Source organism: Bacillus sp. FAU18 (genome assembly GCF_056033885.1).
Map to the genome: position 1 here is coordinate 904,052 of NZ_JBVYHZ010000003.1, position 19,295 is coordinate 923,346.

A 19,295-nucleotide genomic window follows, 5' to 3' on the forward strand; every position below is an offset into this window, starting at 1 on the left:
GGAGCTGCAAAATGGAATTAGCCGCTATTTTATTTAGCTTGTTTTTTGCGATGAATATTGGTGCAAGCGGCGCTGCAGCTTCGATGGGGGTTGCTTACGGCTCCGGAGCCATCAAAAAGAAAACCTACGCTTTGATCCTATGCGCAGTCGGTGTCTTTGCCGGGGCGGTCATTGGCGGAGGCGAGGTTGTAAAAACAATCAGCTCCGGCATTATTCCTGAGCAGACGATTACACTGACGATTGTTTGCATCATTATTGGAGCTGCTGCCCTGTCGCTCTTTACTGCTAATCTGCTCGGCATTCCTTTGTCGACAAGTGAAGTAACAGTCGGGGCGGTTGTCGGCGTGGGAGTGGCTTATAAAGTATTGTTTGTGAACAATCTTCTGATCATTGTGTCATTTTGGGTTTTTGTCCCGCTGTTCGCTTTCGGCTTCACCTATTTCGTATCTAAGCTGTTTCGTTATTTTAAGATTGAAGTAAAATCTTCTAAAAAACAAAAAATCCTCGGCATTGTTTTGTTAGTTGCCGGATTTTTCGAAGCATTCTCTGCCGGCATGAATAACGTGGCGAATGCTGTTGGCCCGTTAGTAGCTGCCGGTGTGCTTGATGTCGGAAAAGGAACCTTGTATGGAGGAGCTTTTGTTGCTCTTGGCGCACTGTTATTAGGCCGGCGTGTGCTAGAAACAAACGGGAAGAAAATTACGAGATTCTCCAAAGGGGAAGGCATTCTCTTATCCGGTACAGGAGCAGGACTTGTGATCATCAGTTCTGTATTTGGGATGCCGGTGCCCTTGGCGCAAGTCACGTCATCGTCTATTATCGGAATAGGCATGGCAAAAAACGGTCCGAACGTGTTCCATAAACAAGTTGTTCAAACGATGCTGAAGGTATGGATCGCATCGCCGTTTTTATCTTTATCGATTTCTTATCTGCTTGTATCCTTGTTTTTAAAAGCAGATTATTATTCGATCTTTATCATGGTAAGTGTGCTTTTAGCGGCGGGCGGTGCCGTCAGCCTGACAAAGGCCATTCGTAAAGAGAGACGCTCAGTCCACGAACAAGGCGGGGGAATCTGATCATTAATCTGAGTAATTTTATAAGTTAACTAGGAGGAGATGGATATTATGAGCTTAGCACCACACGGAGGAACATTAGTAAACAGGGTAGATGAATCATATGATGTGAGCGGCATTCAAAAAGAAATTGAACTTGATTTAATTTCTTTCGCGGATTTGGAATTGATCGGTATCGGTGCATACAGCCCGATTGAAGGTTTCTTTAATGAAAAAGATTACGTATCTGTAGTCGAAAACATGCGTCTTTCTTCCGGCGTTGTCTGGTCTCTTCCGATCACGCTTCCGGTCGATGCGCAAAAAGCAGCGGAACTGTCACTTGGTGAAACGGTAAAGTTAACGTATGAAGGAGAAACATACGGCGTTATCCAAATCGAAGACCTGTACGTGCCTGACAAACAAAAAGAAGCTGTCAATGTGTACAAAACAGATGAACAGGAGCATCCTGGTGTTAAAAAGCTGTTCAGCCGCGGCAATACATATGTCGGCGGACCGATTACGTTGATTAAAAAAGCTTCAAAACAGTTCCCTGAATTTACATTTGAACCGTCAGAAACGAGACGCCAGTTTGCGGAAAAAGGCTGGGAAACCATTGTCGGTTTCCAAACAAGAAACCCTGTTCACAGAGCGCATGAATACATTCAAAAAACGGCTCTTGAAACAGTAGACGGCTTGTTCTTGAATCCGTTAGTAGGCGAAACAAAATCTGATGACATTCCAGCTGATGTACGGATGGAAAGCTACCAAGTGCTTCTTGATCATTATTACCCGAAAGATCGCGTTTTCCTTGGTGTCTTTTTAGCGGCGATGCGTTATGCAGGCCCGAGAGAAGCAATTTTCCACGCGCTTGTCAGAAAGAACTACGGCTGCACACATTTCATCGTCGGCCGTGATCATGCAGGTGTAGGTGACTATTACGGAACATACGAAGCACAGGAGCTGTTTGACACATTTAAACCTGAAGAACTCGGGATTACGCCGCTGAAATTCGAGCACAGCTTCTTCTGTAAAAAATGCGGAAATATGGGAACAGCGAAAACATGCCCTCATGGCAGAGAGCATCACGTCATTTTATCAGGCACTAAGGTAAGAGGCATGCTGAGAGACGGTGTGCTGCCGCCTGCTGAATTCAGTCGAAAAGAAGTCGTAGAAGTGTTAATCAAAGGGATGAAGAAAAAAGAAGAAGTAGGCGTATCTTAAGGAGGACTGGCAGTGACAAATCGCGATATTGTATGGCATGAAGCCTCTATCACAAAAGAAGAGTACCAGCAAAAAAACAAGCATAAAAGCTCCATTCTCTGGCTGACAGGGTTAAGCGGCTCAGGCAAATCAACGATTGCCAACGCCGCTGCGAGAGAATTGTTTGAGCAAGGCTATCAAGTGATTGTGCTTGACGGGGATAATATCCGTCACGGCTTAAATAAGGATCTTGGTTTTTCTGATGAAGACCGAAAAGAAAACATCCGCCGAATCGGAGAGGTGGCGAAGCTTTTTGTTCAGCAGGGAACCATTGTGATTACTGCTTTTATCTCTCCTTTCCGCGAGGACAGACAACAGGTTCGCGAGCTTGTGGAAGCGGGCGAATTTAATGAAGTCTACATTAAATGCGACCTTGATATTTGTGAACAAAGAGATCCGAAAGGGCTTTACAAAAAAGCAAGAAACGGCGAGATTCCGTTCTTTACAGGAATTGATTCTCCTTATGAAGAACCGGAAGCTCCAGAGCTCGTTCTTGATTCAGGACAGCATGACCGTGAAGCGTGTAAAAATCAGCTGATCGAGTTTGTTAAACAAAAATTGAGCTGAATATGATCTGCTGCGTTCTTCTCAGGTGCCGGAATGCAAGCGAGAACATCATCACAGCGAATGCTCTGGAAGAACTCGAATAGATCGGGGGAAATACGATGGGGAAAGTATATATTGTAGGAGCGGGTCCCGGTGACCCTGATCTGCTGACAATTAAAGCGCTGAAAGCCATTGAAAAAGCTGATGTCATCTTATATGACAGATTAGTAAATAAAGAGATTTTACAATATGCCAAAGAGCAAGCAGACCTGATCTACTGCGGGAAGCTTCCGGATTTTCATACGATGAAGCAGGAAACCATCAATCGATTTCTTGTGAAGTATGCGCAAAAAGGGAAAATGGTTGTCAGACTGAAAGGCGGAGACCCTTTTGTGTTCGGCAGAGGAGGGGAAGAAGCGGAATGCCTCTCTGAAAATGGAATTCCGTTTGAAATCATCCCCGGCATTACGTCTGGAATCGCGGCAGCCGCTTATGCCGGGATTCCTGTTACTCATCGGGAGGCGGGCTCTAACGTCGCTTTTGTAACGGGTCATTATAAAAAAGAAGAAGATTTTGAGGAAAAGTGGAAAGCGCTGGCTACAGGAATTGATACACTTGTCATCTATATGGGTATCAAAAACGTGCTGCAGATTGAAAGAAAACTCCTTGAAAACGGCCGGGATGGTTCTACGCCGGCAGCCTTTATTCATTGGGGAACAACGGACAAGCAAAAATCTGTTTTTTGTACAGTTGACACCCTTTCAGAAACGGTGGTAAAAGAAAACATTACAAATCCGAGTTTAATTGTCATTGGAAATGTTGTAAATTATCACTATAAGCTGGAATGGTTTGAATCTGAATTGAAAAAACAAGATTTAAGCGAGGCGTTGTAAAAATGAAACAAGCAATTTTATATGTCGGCCATGGCAGCCGGGTCAAAAAAGCGCAGCAAGAAGCCGCAGCCTTTTTGGAAGGATGCAAGGCCCACATCTCTGTGCCAGTACAAGAAATCAGCTTTTTAGAGCTTCAGGAGCCGGCAATTGAGACAGGATTTGAAGCATGTGTGAAGCAAGGCGCCACTCATATCGCAGTGGTGCCTCTGCTTCTTTTAACAGCTGCGCATGCAAAACATGATATTCCGGAAGAAATTGCCCGTGCTGCATCCCGATATCCGTCAGTCCGCATTTCATACGGAAAGCCGATCGGGATTGACGAAGAAGTAGTCAAGGCTGTATATCACAGAATGAAAGACATAGGTGTTCCATATGAAAATGCCAGAGTGGTACTCATCGGAAGGGGAAGTTCAGATCCAGATGTCAAAAGAGACGTAACCGGTATTGCTAATCTTCTTCAGGTAATGATTCCAGTCAAGGAAGTCATTCCGTGCTTTTTGACAGCATGCGGCCCGAATTACAAAGAGGTTTTTTCAGAACTTAAAAAAGATGACGGCATAACAACCTTTATCGTTCCATATTTGCTTTTTACGGGTATGCTGATGAATGAAATCGAACGAGAGGTTCAGAAATTAAAAGCTCATAATCCGAACGTCTACCTCTCTTCCTATATCGGTTTTCATCCTCATGTGAAAAACGCATTTTTGAACCGTGTAAGAGAAACTGCGGCAAATTCTGAGGGACAATTTGATTTTGATGGAGGTTCATATGCTTCCGCTGCACATTAGCCTGGAAAAGAAGAAGGTTGTCATTGCGGGGGGCGGCAGCATCGCTCTCAGAAGGCTGAAAACGGTGATTTCTGAGGGAGCTGATATAACGCTCGTCAGTCCGGATGTTGAACCGGAAATCAAGCAAATGGCAGAAGAGCGACGTATCAAATGGGAAAAACGGACAATTGAAAAAGAAGATTATCTCAATGCTTTCTTAATTATTGCTGCGACGGATAATGCGGAAGTGAACAAAGAAATTGCCCAATCCTCTTCGCCTTTTCAGCTTGTTAATTGTGTCAGTGACGCTGAGCTTGGCAATGTATATATGCCGAAAATCGTAAAAAGAGGGCATGTCACTGTGTCTGTTTCTACAAGCGGAGCCAGTCCAAAGCACACAAAAGAGCTTGCCGAAAACGTGGATAAGCTGATTGACGGCGATTTTGTTGCTGAAGTGAACAGGCTTTATCAGGTGAGGAGAAAGAAATAAGCCAGAGCATTTGTATGCTCTGGCTTTTCTTTATGCGGCTCAGCTTTTTTTGAGCTTGATGACAGTATCAGCATCAGGCGTGACAAAGACGGTATGCTGGCTGTCATAGGTGACGAAACCGGGTTTCGCGCCGTTTGGTTTTTTGACATGCCTGATTTTTGTATAATCTACAGGCACTGAACTTGAATCTTTAGCTTTTGAAAAATAAGCTGCAATTGTCGCGGCTTCCATGATTGTTTGCTCATCCGGTTCACTGCTTCTGATCACAACATGGGAGCCGGGAATGTCCTTCGTGTGAAGCCAGATATCGTCTCTGGCCGCCGCTCTGGTCGTTAAATATTCATTTTGACGATTGTTCTTACCCACTAAAATTGTCAGGCCTGAGGTGGATTCATATGTTTCTAACACCGGATTGTGCGGTTTTTGCTTTTTCTGGCCTTTTTGCTGCTTAGGGCGCAAATATTTGCCCTCAACAAGCTCTTCCCTGATTTCGCTGATATCCCGGGGAGAAGCGGACGAAAGCTGCTGAATCAGCTGATCGAAATATTCGATCTCTTCCTGTGCCAGCCTGATTTGCTCCTCGACAACTGCGACCGAGTTTTTCGCTTTCTGATACTTCGTGAAATAGGCCTGTGCGTTTTCAGAAGGCGTTTTGTTTGGGTTTAAAGGAATCGTGATTGTCGGGCTTTCTTCATCATAATAATTGATGACCTCAGCCTGTTTATCACCTTTTTTCAACATATATAAATTAGCGGTTAAAAGCTCCCCGTAAAGCTGAAATTCCTTCGCGTTTTCCGAATACTCCAGGGTTTTCTCTAATTTTTTGATTTTGTTGGCATTCTTCTTCCGTTCGTTCACAACAAAACGCTCAAGATCCTGAGCCTGCTGTTTGACTCGGTCTCGTTCAGCTTTTCCGAAATAAAAACGGTCGAGCAGTTCGCTTAATGAATCAAAACGGCGCGCTTCGCCCTTTAGATGAGTCAGCTCCAGCAGATAAAAATATTCCTTTCCGTTTACAGTCGTAATGTTGGGAATGAAACGGTGCTCTTTCACTTCGGCAAACAGTGCCAGCAACGCTTTTGGCAGTGTGACTTTGTTGGCAAGGCCTGCTCTGTGAACCGCTTCTTTGGCGAAAAGCGGAGACACGCCTGAAAAGTGGTCGACAATTTGTTTATCAAGCCTTCCTTCTTGAAAACTGAGGTGACGCAAAATATCATCTTCTGACGCCTCAAGAGGCGATATTTTGTCCTGAGCAGGCGGAAGCTTATAATCTTGGCCGGGCAGTACTGTACGGTAGCTGTTCATTGACGGCGATAAATGCTTAAGTCCGTCGATAATCACATTTTCTGCTGCGTCAGTCAAAATGATATTGCTGTGGCGGCCCATAATTTCTACATAAAGCTTTCGTACGGTTTCATCGCCAATTTCGTTTCGGCTTTTGATATGAAAAATCATAATGCGGTCTAAGCCCGCTTGTTCAATTTTCTCAATGAATCCGCCTTCGATATGCTTTCTCAGCAACATGCAAAACATTGGCGGTTCGCTTGGATTTTCATAAGCTTGTGTCGTGATATGCACCCGTGAATAGCTCGGATGTGCCGATAATAATAGTTTTTGGTTTTTTCCCTTGGCACGGATGTGGAAAATCACATCGTGCTTATATGGCTGATGGACTTTTGTAATTCGTCCGCCCATTATTTTCTCGTTAAGTTCGTGTGTCATTCCGTATGTAAACATGCCATCAAACGACATATGCAATACACCCTCTCATTCTTCCTGCATTCGATAATTATAGCATGAAATGGGACGAGTCAGAATAAGCATGCTTATAGAGTGATATCTCTATAAGAGAGCAGGGGAGTGGACGAGCGGAATGAAGTTTCATGAAATGGGACAAACAGATTTACTAGAGGCAACCAATACGTCCATGAAACAAGGATTAACAGAAAAAGAAGTAAAAAAACGCCTTGACAAGCATGGGCCAAACGAGCTGCAAGAAGGGAAAAAAACTTCAGCGCTTCTCTTGTTTTTCGCGCAGTTCAAAGATTTTATGGTGCTTGTGCTTCTGGCGGCAACGTTAATCTCAGGTTTTCTTGGTGAATATGTAGATGCGGTTGCGATTATTGCGATTGTGTTTGTGAATGGCATACTCGGTTTCTTTCAAGAAAGGCGTGCTGAGCAATCCCTTCAGGCTTTAAAAGAGCTTTCAACACCGCATGTCATGGCACTCAGGGAAGGAAGCTGGACAAAGATTCCTTCTAAGGAACTTGTGCCGGGGGATATTGTGAAATTTACGAGCGGGGACAGAATTGGCGCAGACGTTCGAATTGTTGAAGCGAGAAGCCTTGAAATAGAAGAATCAGCGCTGACCGGTGAATCAATCCCGGTTGTGAAGCATGCTGATAAATTGAAAAAACCGGATGTTTCGCTCGGCGATATTACCAATATGGCATTTATGGGTACGATTGTGACCCGCGGCAGCGGTGTCGGGGTTGTCGTCGGGACAGGAATGAATACGGCTATGGGGAAAATTGCCGACATGCTTGAATCGGCAGGGACATTGTCAACCCCGCTGCAAAGAAGACTGGAGCAGCTCGGGAAGATTTTGATTGTTGTTGCATTGCTTCTGACCGTACTTGTCGTTGCTGTCGGTGTTATTCAGGGGCATGATCTGTACAGTATGTTTTTAGCAGGTGTCTCATTAGCGGTAGCCGCTATTCCGGAGGGACTGCCGGCGATTGTGACAGTGGCGCTTTCGCTTGGTGTACAGCGGATGATTAAACAAAAATCCATTGTTAGAAAGCTTCCTGCTGTTGAAACGCTTGGGTGTGCGTCTATCATTTGTTCAGATAAAACAGGGACAATGACCCAAAACAAAATGACGGTGACACATGTCTGGTCCGGAGGGAAAACATGGAGAGTGGCAGGGGCCGGCTATGAACCGAAAGGAAGCTTCACACTGAACGAAAAAGAGATCAGTGTCAATGAACATAAGCCGCTTCAGCAGATGCTTCTGTTCGGAGCGCTTTGTAACAACTCCAATATTGAGAAAAGAGACGGCGAATATGTGCTTGACGGAGATCCGACAGAGGGAGCGCTGCTCACCGCGGCAAGAAAAGGCGGTTTTTCAAAGGAGTTTGTTGAATCAAACTACCGGGTGATCGAAGAATTTCCGTTTGATTCTGCACGGAAAATGATGACTGTCATCGTAGAGGATCAAGACAGAAAGCGCTATATCATTACAAAAGGTGCACCGGATGTACTGATGCAGCGATCTTCCCGTATTTATTATGACGGCTCAGCGGCTCTTTTTTCAAATGAAAGAAAAGCAGAAACAGAGACGGTATTAAGACATTTGGCATCACAGGCGCTCAGAACGATAGCGGTCGCCTACAGGCCGATAAAAGCAGGCGAAACACCGTCAATGGAGCAGGCGGAAAAAGATCTGACCATGCTTGGCCTTTCAGGTATCATTGATCCCCCGCGGCCGGAAGTCAGACAGGCGATAAAAGAATGCCGTGAAGCAGGAATTAAGACCGTTATGATAACAGGTGATCATGTAGAAACCGCTAAAGCGATAGCGAAAGACTTGCGCCTCCTTCCGAAAAGCGGCAAAATCATGGACGGCAAGATGCTGAATGAACTTTCTCAAGAAGAGCTTTCTCATGTGGTGGAGGATGTGTATGTATTTGCCCGCGTTTCCCCTGAACATAAACTAAAAATCGTAAAAGCCTATCAGGAGAACGGGCATATTGTGGCGATGACGGGAGACGGCGTCAATGATGCTCCTGCCATTAAACAAGCTGATATCGGCGTCTCTATGGGCATTACCGGGACAGATGTGGCCAAAGAAGCATCATCTCTTGTTCTCGTAGATGATAATTTTGCGACGATTAAATCAGCGATAAAAGAAGGCAGGAACATCTACGAAAATATCAGGAAGTTTATCAGATACCTGTTGGCGTCTAACGTCGGAGAAATCCTTGTCATGCTGTTTGCGATGCTGCTCGCCCTTCCTTTACCGCTCGTTCCGATTCAGATTTTGTGGGTCAACTTGGTGACGGACGGGTTGCCGGCAATGGCGCTCGGCATGGATCAGCCGGAAGGAGACGTCATGAAGCGCAAGCCCCGTCATCCGAAAGAAGGGGTATTTGCCCGCAAGCTAGGATGGAAGGTCGTTTCCAGAGGATTTTTAATCGGAGTTGCCACTATTTTAGCGTTTATCATTGTGTACCACCGCAATCCGGAAAACTTGGCTTATGCCCAGACGATCGCGTTTGCCACATTGGTGCTCGCTCAGCTTATTCACGTGTTTGACTGCCGCAGCGAAACTTCTGTTTTCTCTAGAAATCCGTTTCAAAACCTGTATTTAATCGGCTCGGTATTGTCATCTATTTTGCTGATGCTTGTAGTAATCTACTATCCGCCGCTTCAGCCGATTTTCCATACTGTAGCCATCACGCCGGGGGACTGGATGCTCGTCATCGGTATGTCCGCCATCCCTACTTTTTTGCTGGCGGGGTCACTTTTAACAAGAAAAAAATAAATTCATATGATATAATCTTAGGGGTAATAGCGTGTCTATTGCCCTTTTATTATGAGAACAGGGAAGAATTGGGTGTTTTAAAATGATACGAAGTATGACAGGCTTCGGCAGTGCAAGCAAAACACAAGACGATCTCTCTGTAAGCGTTGAACTTAAATCTGTGAACTACAGATTTAAAGAAGTGAACGCTCGTTTGCCAAGGCCTTTGCTATATTTTGAAGATAAGCTGAAACAGACCATTCTGCAGCATATTCAGCGCGGAAGAATTGAGCTTTTCGTATCCGTTGACAGCGATATGCTTGTTGAGAAAAGGCTTGAAATTGATTGGCCGCTGCTCGATGAGTTTGTCGCAGCCGCGAGAGATATGAAGAAGCGGTATCAATTGTCTGCAGAGCCCGATGTAATGGATTTCTTTAAGCTTGATCATGTCGTCCAGGTTCATGAAGAACAGACGCAAAATGACAAGCTGGAGGCGTTGATCATCGATGCTGCAGAAGAAGCGGTAAAAGGTCTCTGTGAAATGCGTGAAAAAGAGGGGCTGCTCTTAGCGAAAGACTGCCTGATGCATATTGATCAGCTTGAAGAGCTGGTGAGAGAAACTGAATTGCTGGCTGCAGATGTCGTATCTCGTTATCGGGAACGGCTGTACGCCAGAATCAAAGAATGGACTGAAGACGTATTAGACGAGAGCCGGCTTGTAACAGAATGCGCTATTTTTGCAGACCGCTCTGATATCACTGAAGAGATTACAAGGCTGAAGAGCCACTTCGCTCAGTTTCGTGATATATTAGCTAGTGGCGGAGCTGTCGGGCGCAAACTCGACTTTCTTGTTCAGGAGCTCAATCGGGAAGCAAATACGATCGGCTCAAAAGCAAATGATCATCAGATCACAAAGCTTGTCGTTGAAATGAAAAGTTCTATTGAAAAAATAAAAGAACAAGTGCAAAATATAGAATAGTGACTGTGCGTATTGTTTACAGACGGTCTTACTAGGCTAAACTAGAGACGTCTATCTTACAGGGGGAACGTAGAAGATGACGATTAAACTGATTAATATCGGATTTGGCAATATCATCTCCGCCAATCGGATGATTTCGATTGTCAGCCCGGAGTCTGCGCCAATCAAACGGATGATTCAGGATGCAAGAGACCGCGGAATGCTAATTGACGCTACATACGGACGAAGAACCCGTGCAGTTGTCGTCATGGATAGTGATCACATTATCTTATCTGCCGTCCAGCCTGAGACAGTTGCACACAGACTTTCTGTTAAAGAAGAAATTATGGATGAAGGGCAGGGGTAATTGCCGCATGAAAGAAAGAGGGTTATTAATCGTTCTCTCAGGTCCCTCAGGAGTTGGTAAAGGAACGGTTCGACAAGCGATCTTTTCGCAGGAAGACACAAAATTTGAATATTCGATTTCAGTAACCACAAGAAGTCCAAGAGAGGGCGAAGTGAACGGAGTCGATTATTTTTTCAAAACAAGAGACGAATTCGAGCAAATGATTGCAGACAACAAGCTGCTTGAATGGGCAGAGTATGTCGGCAATTATTACGGCACGCCAGTCGATTATGTTGAACAGACGCTTCAAGATGGAAAAGACGTCTTTTTAGAAATTGAAGTTCAAGGGGCTCTTCAAGTGAGAAATGCTTTCCCGGAAGGCCTGTTTATTTTCCTTGCGCCTCCAAGCCTTTCTGAACTGAAAAACAGAATCGTGACACGAGGCACAGAAACAGACGCTCTGATTGAAAATCGAATGAAAGCCGCAAAAGCTGAGATCGAAATGATGGATGCTTATGACTATGTCGTTGAAAACGATAATGTCGAAACGGCTTGCGATAAAATCAAAGCAATCGTTCTTGCTGAACATTTGAAGCGTGAACGCGTTGCACCAAGATATAAGAAAATGCTGGAGGTTGAATAATCAATGTTAGATCCGTCAATTGATTCTTTAATGAATAAATTAGATTCAAAGTATACGCTGGTGACTGTTTCTGCGAGACGCGCACGTGAAATGCAAATCAAAAAAGACCAAATGATTGAACATACGATTTCACACAAATATGTAGGCAAAGCTTTAGAAGAAATTGATGCAGGCCTGCTTTCGTTTGAAAAGGAAGACCGCGAATAGTAGCACAAGTAGCAACCTATATCATGTAGGTTGTTATTTTTTTCCGTGCGGTTTTGTAAAGTGCAGAGGGGGAGAATTCATTGCTAAACAATCGAAATGTGTTACTTTGCGTGAGCGGAGGCATCGCAGTTTATAAAGCCTGTGCGTTAACGAGCAAGCTGGTTCAGGCAGGAGCAAATGTCAAAGTGATTATGACTGAATCCGCTTGCCGATTCGTTTCACCGCTGACATTTCAGGCATTGAGCCGCCACGAAGTCTATACAGATACATTTAAAGAACAAAATCCAAGCGTTATTTCTCATATTGATGCCGCAGACTGGGCCGACTTGATTATTGTAGCGCCGGCTACGGCTAATGTGATTGGAAAACTGGCAAACGGCATCGCTGATGATATGCTGACGACAACATTGTTGGCAGCAACGGCTCCCGTTTGGATCGCGCCGGCAATGAACGTTCATATGTATGACCACCCGGCAGTCAAACGAAACATTTCTGTTCTTTATCAGGACGGTTATCGTTTTATTGAGCCAAGTGAGGGCTATTTAGCATGCGGTTACGTAGGAAAAGGCAGATTGGAAGAGCCGGAAAACATCGTAAAGCTGGCCGAAAAACATTTTGCTGAAGAAACATCCGCTCCTTTAGAAGGCAAGCATGTGGTCATTACAGCCGGCCCAACGCGGGAAGCGGTTGATCCTGTCCGGTTTTTTACCAATAAATCGACGGGCAAAATGGGCTACGCATTAGCGGAGGCTGCTGTTCAGCTCGGCGCACGGGTAACCTTAATTTCTGGGCCTGTTTCACTTGATCAGCCTAAGGGCCTTGCTGAGTTTATCCCTGTTCAATCGGCTGCGGATATGCGCGAAGCTGTGCTCTCTGTGTATGACGCAAGCGATATAGTCATTAAAACAGCTGCGGTAGCCGATTTTACGCCGAAAACAGTATTTGACCATAAAATGAAAAAACAAGACGGCGGCATGACCTTAGAACTGAAAAGAACAGTCGATATTTTGAAAGAATTGGGCGAGAAAAAGAAAGAGCAGATGTTGGTCGGATTTGCTGCTGAAACACAAGACATTGAACACTATGCACGTAAAAAGCTCGCCGCTAAAAACCTTGATTTGATTGTGGCAAATGATGTGAAGGCAAATGGGGCCGGTTTTGGTGCTGATACGAATATCGTGACAATCTTTTTCAAAGACGGGCATAAACGCGAACTTCCGATCATGTCTAAGCTCGATGTTTCTTTTGAAATCCTTCAGGAGATCGCAGCCCTCTCAAAACAAACCGGAGAGCGCTCATGAATTTTGCCGAAGTCATCGTTGATGTCAGCACCAAAAATATAGACAGGCCTTTTGATTATAAAATCCCAGACCATCTGAAGGGCATGATCAAAACGGGGATGCGGGTCATTGTTCCGTTTGGCCCCCGTAAGATTCAAGGGTTTGTGACAGCAGTCAAAGAAGCATCTGACCTATCGGGAAAATCTGTCAAGGAGGTAGAGGATTTATTAGATCTTACACCTGTTCTGACAGAGGAGCTTATGGATCTGTCATCATGGCTGTCAGACAAAACGCTGTCTTTTAAAATAACGGCGCTTCAAGCAATGCTGCCTGCCGCCTTAAAGGCGAAATATGAAAAAGAATTAAAAATTGCACACGGCGCCGATCTTCCGCCGCAAGTGGAACGGCTGTTTTCTGAAACAAAGACGCTGCTGTATTCAGATATACCCGATCATGATACGCTGAAACTGATTCAAAGGCATGTTCAAAAAGGGGCCATTGACGTGACGTATAAAGTCGCGCAAAAAACCAATAAAAAAATGGTCAGGCATATTCAGGCAAATGCGAGTAAAGAAGAGCTTGCTAAGCAGGCTGAGGGATTGTCCCGACAAGCAGCAAAACAGCAGGCGATTCTTCACTTTCTCATCTCTGAGCCGGAAGGTGTGAAAATTCCTGCGGCAGAATTGTGCAAAAGAACGGACACGAGCTCTGCAACCATCAAAACCCTTATCCAAAAAGGGCTTTTGAAGGAAAGCTATGAAGAGGTTTACAGAGATCCCTATCAGGACAAAATGTTCAAAAAAACAGAGCCCCTGCCGCTGACAGACGAACAGAGGGCTGCCTTCGAGCCTATACGCGAGACATTGGACAGCGATGAGCATAAAGTGTTCCTCCTTCACGGCGTGACAGGAAGCGGAAAAACGGAAATTTATCTGCAATCAATTGAAAAAGTACTGGCGAAAGGAAAAGAAGCCATCGTCCTCGTACCGGAAATATCGCTGACGCCGCAAATGGTCAACCGCTTCAAGGGCCGCTTCGGCTCCCAGGTGGCAGTCATGCACAGCGGTTTATCCACAGGAGAAAAATATGACGAGTGGCGTAAAATCCACCGGAAGGAAGTACGGCTTGTCGTCGGTGCCAGATCCGCCATTTTTGCTCCGTTTGAAAATCTCGGAATGATAATCATCGATGAAGAGCACGAGTCTTCCTATAAACAGGAAGAAATGCCGCGCTATCATGCGAAAGAGGTGGCAATCAAGCGGGCTGAGCATCACAGCTGCCCGGTTGTATTAGGGAGTGCTACGCCGACATTAGAGTCATATGCAAGAGCGCAAAAGGGCGTGTACGAGCTTCTTTCACTGAAGCACCGTGTTAACCATCGGGTGATGCCTGAGGTTTCGCTTGTCGATATGAGAGAGGAGCTTAGAAACGGCAATCGCTCGATGTTTTCAGTTGAATTGATGGAAAAGCTTGAAGAAACGATTGCCAAGGGTGAGCAGGCGGTGCTGTTTTTAAATAAGAGGGGCTATTCTTCCTTTGTGATGTGCAGGGATTGCGGCTATGTCCCGCAATGCCCGCACTGCGACATTTCCATGACGTATCATCGTTACGGCCAAAGGCTGAAATGCCATTATTGCGGACATGAAGAGCCTGTTCCGCACACTTGTCCTGAATGCGCAAGCGAGCATATCCGCTTTTTCGGAACGGGAACACAGCGAGTGGAGGAAGAGCTGACAAAAGTGCTGCCAAGTGCGAGAGTGATTCGGATGGATGTTGACACGACATCACGGAAAGGCGCTCATGAAAAATTACTGTCAGCTTTCGGAGAAGGAAAAGCGGATATTCTTCTCGGAACGCAAATGATCGCGAAAGGGCTTGATTTTCCTAATGTCACGCTTGTCGGAGTGTTAAGTGCTGATACAACACTTCATATTCCTGATTTCAGAGCGGCTGAAAAAACATTTCAGCTGTTAACGCAAGTCAGCGGCCGGGCAGGCAGGCATGAAAAGCCCGGCCATGTCATCATTCAAACGTATACACCGTCTCATTACAGTATCCAGCTGACGAAAACACACGATTATGAAACGTTCTATCAGCATGAAATGGCGCACAGGAGAGAGCAATCCTATCCGCCATACTACTATTTGGCTCTTGTGACTGTTTCTCATGAGGAAGTGGCGAAAGCAGCGGTTACAGCTGAAAAAATCGCTCATTTTTTGAAAGCAAACTGCGGAGCTGACACGAAAATTCTCGGACCAAGCGCGTCGCCGATAGCCAGGATCAAAGATAGATATCGCTATCAATGCGTGATAAAATACAAACAGGAAACCCAGTTATCCGCTTTATTGAAGAAGATACTGGAACATTATAAACGCGAAATTGAACAAAAACATGTAATGATTTCAATTGATATGAATCCTTATATGATGATGTAAGATCTCACGTCTTGGAGGGTAACAAATTGGCAGTAAAAAAGGTCGTCACACATCCTGCGGAGGTTTTGGAAACACCTGCGGAAACCGTGACTGTTTTTGATAAAAAGCTAAAAAAACTGCTTGATGATATGTACGACACCATGCTTGAAATGGATGGTGTCGGACTGGCAGCGCCGCAAATCGGCATTTTAAAAAGAGCGGCCGTTGTAGACATCGGGGATGACAGAGGGAGAATTGATCTTGTTAATCCTGAAATTTTAGAAAAAAGCGGCGAGCAAACCGGAATTGAAGGATGCTTGAGCTTTCCTGGCGTCTATGGTGATGTCACACGTGCCGATTATGTCAAAGTGCGTGCGTTTAACCGTCAGGGAAAACCGTTCATTCTGGAAGCGCGAGGCTTTTTAGCAAGAGCCGTGCAGCATGAAATGGACCATTTAGACGGTGTGTTGTTTACATCTAAAATAAGTAAATACTATACAGAAGATGAACTAGCGGATATGGAAGGATGATTTGATGACGAGAATCGTATTTATGGGAACGCCGGATTTTTCAGTTCCTGTTTTAAGAACCCTGATTGAGGACGGATATGAAGTAGTGGGGGTCGTCACACAGCCGGACCGTCCGAAGGGCAGAAAAAAAGTACTGACACCTCCTCCGGTCAAGGAAGAGGCATTGCGCCACGGCATCCCGGTTCTTCAGCCGGAAAAAGTTAGATTGACAGAAGAAATTGAGAAAGTGCTGGCATTAAAGCCTGACCTGATTGTAACGGCGGCATTCGGACAAATTTTGCCTAAAGAGCTTCTCGACAGTCCAAAATACGGCTGCATTAACGTTCACGCATCCCTTTTGCCGGAACTGCGCGGCGGTGCTCCGATCCATTATTCCATTCTGCAGGGAAAGAAGAAAACCGGGGTTACCATTATGTATATGGTAGAAAAATTGGATGCCGGAGACATGATCTCAAAAGTGGAAGTGGATATTGAAGAAACCGACAATGTCGGAACGCTGCACGATAAATTAAGCGCGGCTGGCGCGAAGCTGTTGTCTGAAACGGTTCCAAACGTCATTGCCGGCAGCATTTCACCTGAAAAGCAGGATGAAGAGAAAGCGACGTACGCGCCTAACATTAAAAGAGAGCAAGAGCTGCTCGATTGGTCCAGAACGGGCGAAGAGCTTTACAACCAGGTCCGCGGCTTAAATCCTTGGCCTGTTGCCTATACGACGCTTAATGGACAAAACTTGAAAGTGTGGGAATCGAAAAAAACACCCGCACGAACAACAGCTGAGCCAGGCACAGTCGTTGCGGTTGAAAAGGAAGGGATTATCGTTGCCACAGGTAACGAGACGGCTCTGTTATTAACCGAACTCCAGCCGGCAGGCAAAAAACGAATGAAAGGCGAAGACTTTGTGCGAGGCGCTCATGTTGAAGCCGGTGATGTGTTAGGAGTAAACAATGAAAAAAACTAGTGTTCGTGACATCGCCCTTGAGGCGCTGATCAAATTAGAACAAAACCAGGCATACAGCAACCTGCTGCTGAAATCGGTCATTAAATCAAATGAACTGAGTGATCAGGACAGAGGGCTTTTGACTGAACTTGTCTATGGTACATTACAAAATAAGATCGCGCTTGATTATATGCTTAAACCGTTTATCAATAAGCCTCAAAAGGTAAAGCCGTGGGTGATTCAGCTTCTTCGCCTATCCTTATATCAAATGGAGTATTTAGAGAAGATTCCAGACAGGGCAGCCATCCATGAAGCGGTTGAGATTGCTAAAATCCGCGGACACAAAGGCATTGCTTCATTTGTCAACGGCGTGCTCCGTTCTATTCAGCGCGAAGGTGTTCCATCCTTTGACGCGATCGAAGATCCTGTACGCCGGCTGGCGACAGAAACAAGCCATCCGGAATGGCTTGTGAAAGAGTGGGCGGATGCGTATGGATTTGAAGCTGCGGAAAAGATTTGCCGCATCCATCTCATTCCGCCGAAGCAGACGCTGCGTGTCAATCAAATGAAAGCAGACAGAGCTGAGCTGCTTGACCAAATGGCTGCTGAGGGAATCGAAGTTGAAAAAGGCGACCTCGCTGAAGATGCTGTGAAGCTCTTAAAGGGAACAATTGCCGGAACTCATTTCTTCCAAAACGGCGAAGTTTCCATCCAGGATGAGAGCTCCATGCTCGTCGCCCGCGCCCTTGACCCTAAGTCAGATGAAACAGTGCTTGACGCGTGTGCGGCGCCTGGCGGAAAGTCGGCTCATATCGCAGAATTAATGAAGAACAAGGGGAGCGTTACGTCGCTTGATCTTCACAAACATAAAGTGAAGCTGATCAAAGAAGCGGCAGACCGGCTTGGCCTGACAATCATTCATGCGGATACAATGGATGCGAGAAAAGCGGGGGAAACGTTTGAAAACGAACAGTTTGACCGAATATTGGTCGATGCCCCGTGCTCAGGTTTCGGTGTTATCAGAAGAAAGCCGGACATGAAATACACGAAAAAGCCTGACGACAGCGCCCGTCTAGCTGAAATCCAGCTGTCGATCTTGAGGGAAATCGCACCATTAGTAAAAAAAGGTGGCACTCTTGTCTACAGTACGTGTACAATGGACCGGACAGAAAATGATGAAGTAATACATGCGTTTATACAAGAACATCCTGATTTTGAACCCGATTTGTCTCTTGAAAAGCGGCTGCCTGAAAAGGTGAGACCCTTTGTTCGGGATGGAAGGCTTCAAATCCTTCCTCATTATTTCGGAACAGATGGTTTCTTTATTTGCAGCATGAGAAAGAAGGGATAAGCAATGGCAGAACTTAATAAAACAAAAGTAAGAAAAGAATTGCGGACAGAGCGTCCGTCTATTTATTCTTTTGAATTAGATGAAATTAAACAATGGCTGACAGACAACGGAGAGAAACCGTTCCGTGCGGCTCAGATTTTTGAATGGCTATATGAAAAACGCGTATCTTCTTTTGAAGAAATGACAAACCTCTCAAAGGATCTGCGTGAGAAATTAAACACTCACTTTGTGTTAACAACGCTGAAAACGGCTGTTAAACAAACCTCTCAAGACGGTACGATGAAGTTTTTGTTTGAGCTTCATGACGGTTATACCATCGAAACCGTTTTAATGAGACACGAGTATGGCAATTCTGTATGTGTAACGACACAAGTCGGCTGCCGTATTGGCTGTACATTCTGCGCGTCAACGCTTGGAGGCTTAAAACGAAACCTTGAAGCGGGGGAAATTGTCGCTCAAGTAGTCAAAGTGCAAAAAGCTCTTGATGAAACGGATGAACGCGTCAGCTCTGTCGTGATCATGGGAATCGGTGAACCTTTTGATAACTTTAACGAAATGCTCGCTTTCTTGAAAATCATTAACCATGACAAGGGCCTGAATATCGGTGCTCGCCATATTACGGTCTCTACGAGTGGAATCATCCCGAAAATTTACGAATTTGCTGATCAGCAAATGCAGATTAACTTTGCAATTTCTCTGCACGCGCCGAACACAGAAATCAGAAGCCGTTTGATGCCGATTAACAGAGCATATAAACTGCCTGATCTAATGGAAGCCGTTAAATATTATATTAATAAAACAGGACGCCGTATCAGCTTTGAATACGGGCTGTTCGGAGGCGTAAACGACCAGGTGGAACACGCCGAAGAGCTTGCCGACTTGCTGGAAGGAGTCAAATGCCACGTGAACTTGATTCCGGTAAACTACGTGCCTGAACGGGACTATGTGCGCACACCGCGTGATCAGATTTTTGCTTTTGAAAAAACGCTGAAATCCCGCGGAGTAAATGTCACAATCCGAAGAGAGCAAGGACATGACATTGACGCAGCCTGCGGTCAGCTTCGCGCGAAGGAGCGTCAAGACGAGACGAGGTGAT

Annotated in this window: 18 protein-coding genes; 17 read left to right on the forward strand and 1 reads right to left on the reverse strand. The window is 45.4% G+C overall.

What is annotated here, in order from left to right:
• The first annotated feature begins 11 nt into the window (after positions 1-11).
• The 6 genes from cysP to sirC all read left to right on the forward strand — a co-directional run bounded on the left by cysP (position 12) and on the right by sirC (position 5,008).
• A complete protein-coding gene (cysP, locus tag AC0OMU_RS05005; protein WP_047182589.1) occupies positions 12-1,076 on the forward strand; it encodes a sulfate permease in 1,065 nt (354 codons plus the stop codon).
• 48 nt (positions 1,077-1,124) lie between these two features.
• Entirely contained in the window at positions 1,125-2,273 is a 1,149-nt protein-coding gene (gene sat / locus AC0OMU_RS05010) for a sulfate adenylyltransferase (RefSeq protein ID WP_003245745.1), read from the forward strand.
• 12 nt (positions 2,274-2,285) lie between these two features.
• Positions 2,286-2,879: an adenylyl-sulfate kinase gene (gene cysC, locus AC0OMU_RS05015; protein WP_015252120.1), complete on the forward strand. Its 594-nt coding sequence runs from the start codon at positions 2,286-2,288 to the stop codon at positions 2,877-2,879.
• 98 nt (positions 2,880-2,977) lie between these two features.
• Entirely contained in the window at positions 2,978-3,751 is a 774-nt protein-coding gene (gene cobA / locus AC0OMU_RS05020) for a uroporphyrinogen-III C-methyltransferase (RefSeq protein WP_474240943.1), read from the forward strand.
• Between the two features lie 2 nt (positions 3,752-3,753).
• Entirely contained in the window at positions 3,754-4,539 is a 786-nt protein-coding gene (gene sirB / locus AC0OMU_RS05025) for a sirohydrochlorin chelatase (RefSeq protein ID WP_327830095.1), read from the forward strand.
• Complete coding sequence (gene sirC, locus AC0OMU_RS05030; protein WP_327830096.1) at positions 4,520-5,008, forward strand: precorrin-2 dehydrogenase; 489 nt, start codon at positions 4,520-4,522, stop codon at positions 5,006-5,008. Before sirB ends, sirC begins: the two co-directional genes overlap by 20 nt.
• Positions 5,009-5,047: 39 nt before the next feature.
• Here sirC and rqcH read toward each other — a convergent pair whose 3' ends face one another.
• Positions 5,048-6,760 (reverse strand): tRNA modification protein RqcH, encoded by a 1,713-nt coding sequence (gene rqcH / locus AC0OMU_RS05035; RefSeq protein ID WP_015383626.1) that lies wholly within the window; start codon positions 6,758-6,760, stop codon positions 5,048-5,050.
• 121 nt (positions 6,761-6,881) lie between these two features.
• Between rqcH and AC0OMU_RS05040 the strand changes: the two genes are divergently transcribed.
• The 11 genes from AC0OMU_RS05040 (at position 6,882) to rlmN (ending at position 19,294) form a co-directional block, all read left to right on the forward strand.
• The gene (locus tag AC0OMU_RS05040) at positions 6,882-9,554 is read left to right on the forward strand and encodes a calcium-translocating P-type ATPase, SERCA-type (RefSeq protein ID WP_181219137.1); all 2,673 of its coding nucleotides are present in this window, start codon (positions 6,882-6,884) and stop codon (positions 9,552-9,554) included.
• Positions 9,555-9,636: 82 nt separating this feature from the next.
• Complete coding sequence (locus AC0OMU_RS05045) at positions 9,637-10,512, forward strand: YicC/YloC family endoribonuclease (RefSeq protein ID WP_009967215.1); 876 nt, start codon at positions 9,637-9,639, stop codon at positions 10,510-10,512.
• A gap of 76 nt (positions 10,513-10,588) precedes the next feature.
• Positions 10,589-10,858: an extracellular matrix/biofilm regulator RemA gene (remA, locus tag AC0OMU_RS05050; protein WP_003154355.1), complete on the forward strand. Its 270-nt coding sequence runs from the start codon at positions 10,589-10,591 to the stop codon at positions 10,856-10,858.
• 7 nt (positions 10,859-10,865) lie between these two features.
• On the forward strand, positions 10,866-11,480 hold the full coding sequence (gene gmk, locus AC0OMU_RS05055) for a guanylate kinase (protein WP_003232083.1): 615 nt from the start codon (positions 10,866-10,868) through the stop codon (positions 11,478-11,480).
• Between the two features lie 3 nt (positions 11,481-11,483).
• The gene (rpoZ, locus tag AC0OMU_RS05060; protein WP_003221520.1) at positions 11,484-11,687 is read left to right on the forward strand and encodes a DNA-directed RNA polymerase subunit omega; all 204 of its coding nucleotides are present in this window, start codon (positions 11,484-11,486) and stop codon (positions 11,685-11,687) included.
• 80 nt (positions 11,688-11,767) lie between these two features.
• A complete protein-coding gene (gene coaBC, locus AC0OMU_RS05065; protein WP_181219141.1) occupies positions 11,768-12,988 on the forward strand; it encodes a bifunctional phosphopantothenoylcysteine decarboxylase/phosphopantothenate--cysteine ligase CoaBC in 1,221 nt (406 codons plus the stop codon).
• Positions 12,985-15,402: a primosomal protein N' gene (gene priA / locus AC0OMU_RS05070; RefSeq protein WP_327830097.1), complete on the forward strand. Its 2,418-nt coding sequence runs from the start codon at positions 12,985-12,987 to the stop codon at positions 15,400-15,402. The genes coaBC and priA overlap by 4 nt, the downstream gene beginning before the upstream one ends.
• A gap of 26 nt (positions 15,403-15,428) precedes the next feature.
• Positions 15,429-15,911 (forward strand): peptide deformylase, encoded by a 483-nt coding sequence (gene def, locus AC0OMU_RS05075; RefSeq protein ID WP_015383630.1) that lies wholly within the window; start codon positions 15,429-15,431, stop codon positions 15,909-15,911.
• A gap of 4 nt (positions 15,912-15,915) precedes the next feature.
• Entirely contained in the window at positions 15,916-16,869 is a 954-nt protein-coding gene (gene fmt, locus AC0OMU_RS05080; protein WP_181219145.1) for a methionyl-tRNA formyltransferase, read from the forward strand.
• A complete protein-coding gene (rsmB, locus tag AC0OMU_RS05085) occupies positions 16,856-18,199 on the forward strand; it encodes a 16S rRNA (cytosine(967)-C(5))-methyltransferase RsmB (RefSeq protein WP_047182597.1) in 1,344 nt (447 codons plus the stop codon). The genes fmt and rsmB overlap by 14 nt, the downstream gene beginning before the upstream one ends.
• Before the next feature lie 3 nt (positions 18,200-18,202).
• The gene (rlmN, locus tag AC0OMU_RS05090; RefSeq protein ID WP_014476780.1) at positions 18,203-19,294 is read left to right on the forward strand and encodes a dual-specificity RNA methyltransferase RlmN; all 1,092 of its coding nucleotides are present in this window, start codon (positions 18,203-18,205) and stop codon (positions 19,292-19,294) included.
• Position 19,295 lies beyond the last annotated feature (1 nt).

Coding starts and splice junctions, on each gene's coding strand:
- cysP (WP_047182589.1), top strand. CDS start 12: ATGGAATTAGCCGCTATTTTATTTAGCTTGTTTTTTGCGATGAATATT.
- sat (WP_003245745.1), top strand. CDS start 1,125: ATGAGCTTAGCACCACACGGAGGAACATTAGTAAACAGGGTAGATGAA.
- cobA (WP_474240943.1), top strand. CDS start 2,978: ATGGGGAAAGTATATATTGTAGGAGCGGGTCCCGGTGACCCTGATCTG.
- sirB (WP_327830095.1), top strand. CDS start 3,754: ATGAAACAAGCAATTTTATATGTCGGCCATGGCAGCCGGGTCAAAAAA.
- sirC (WP_327830096.1), top strand. CDS start 4,520: ATGCTTCCGCTGCACATTAGCCTGGAAAAGAAGAAGGTTGTCATTGCG.
- rqcH (WP_015383626.1), bottom strand. CDS start 6,760: ATGTCGTTTGATGGCATGTTTACATACGGAATGACACACGAACTTAAC.
- AC0OMU_RS05040 (WP_181219137.1), top strand. CDS start 6,882: ATGAAGTTTCATGAAATGGGACAAACAGATTTACTAGAGGCAACCAAT.
- AC0OMU_RS05045 (WP_009967215.1), top strand. CDS start 9,637: ATGATACGAAGTATGACAGGCTTCGGCAGTGCAAGCAAAACACAAGAC.
- remA (WP_003154355.1), top strand. CDS start 10,589: ATGACGATTAAACTGATTAATATCGGATTTGGCAATATCATCTCCGCC.
- gmk (WP_003232083.1), top strand. CDS start 10,866: ATGAAAGAAAGAGGGTTATTAATCGTTCTCTCAGGTCCCTCAGGAGTT.
- rpoZ (WP_003221520.1), top strand. CDS start 11,484: ATGTTAGATCCGTCAATTGATTCTTTAATGAATAAATTAGATTCAAAG.
- priA (WP_327830097.1), top strand. CDS start 12,985: ATGAATTTTGCCGAAGTCATCGTTGATGTCAGCACCAAAAATATAGAC.
- fmt (WP_181219145.1), top strand. CDS start 15,916: ATGACGAGAATCGTATTTATGGGAACGCCGGATTTTTCAGTTCCTGTT.
- rsmB (WP_047182597.1), top strand. CDS start 16,856: ATGAAAAAAACTAGTGTTCGTGACATCGCCCTTGAGGCGCTGATCAAA.
- rlmN (WP_014476780.1), top strand. CDS start 18,203: ATGGCAGAACTTAATAAAACAAAAGTAAGAAAAGAATTGCGGACAGAG.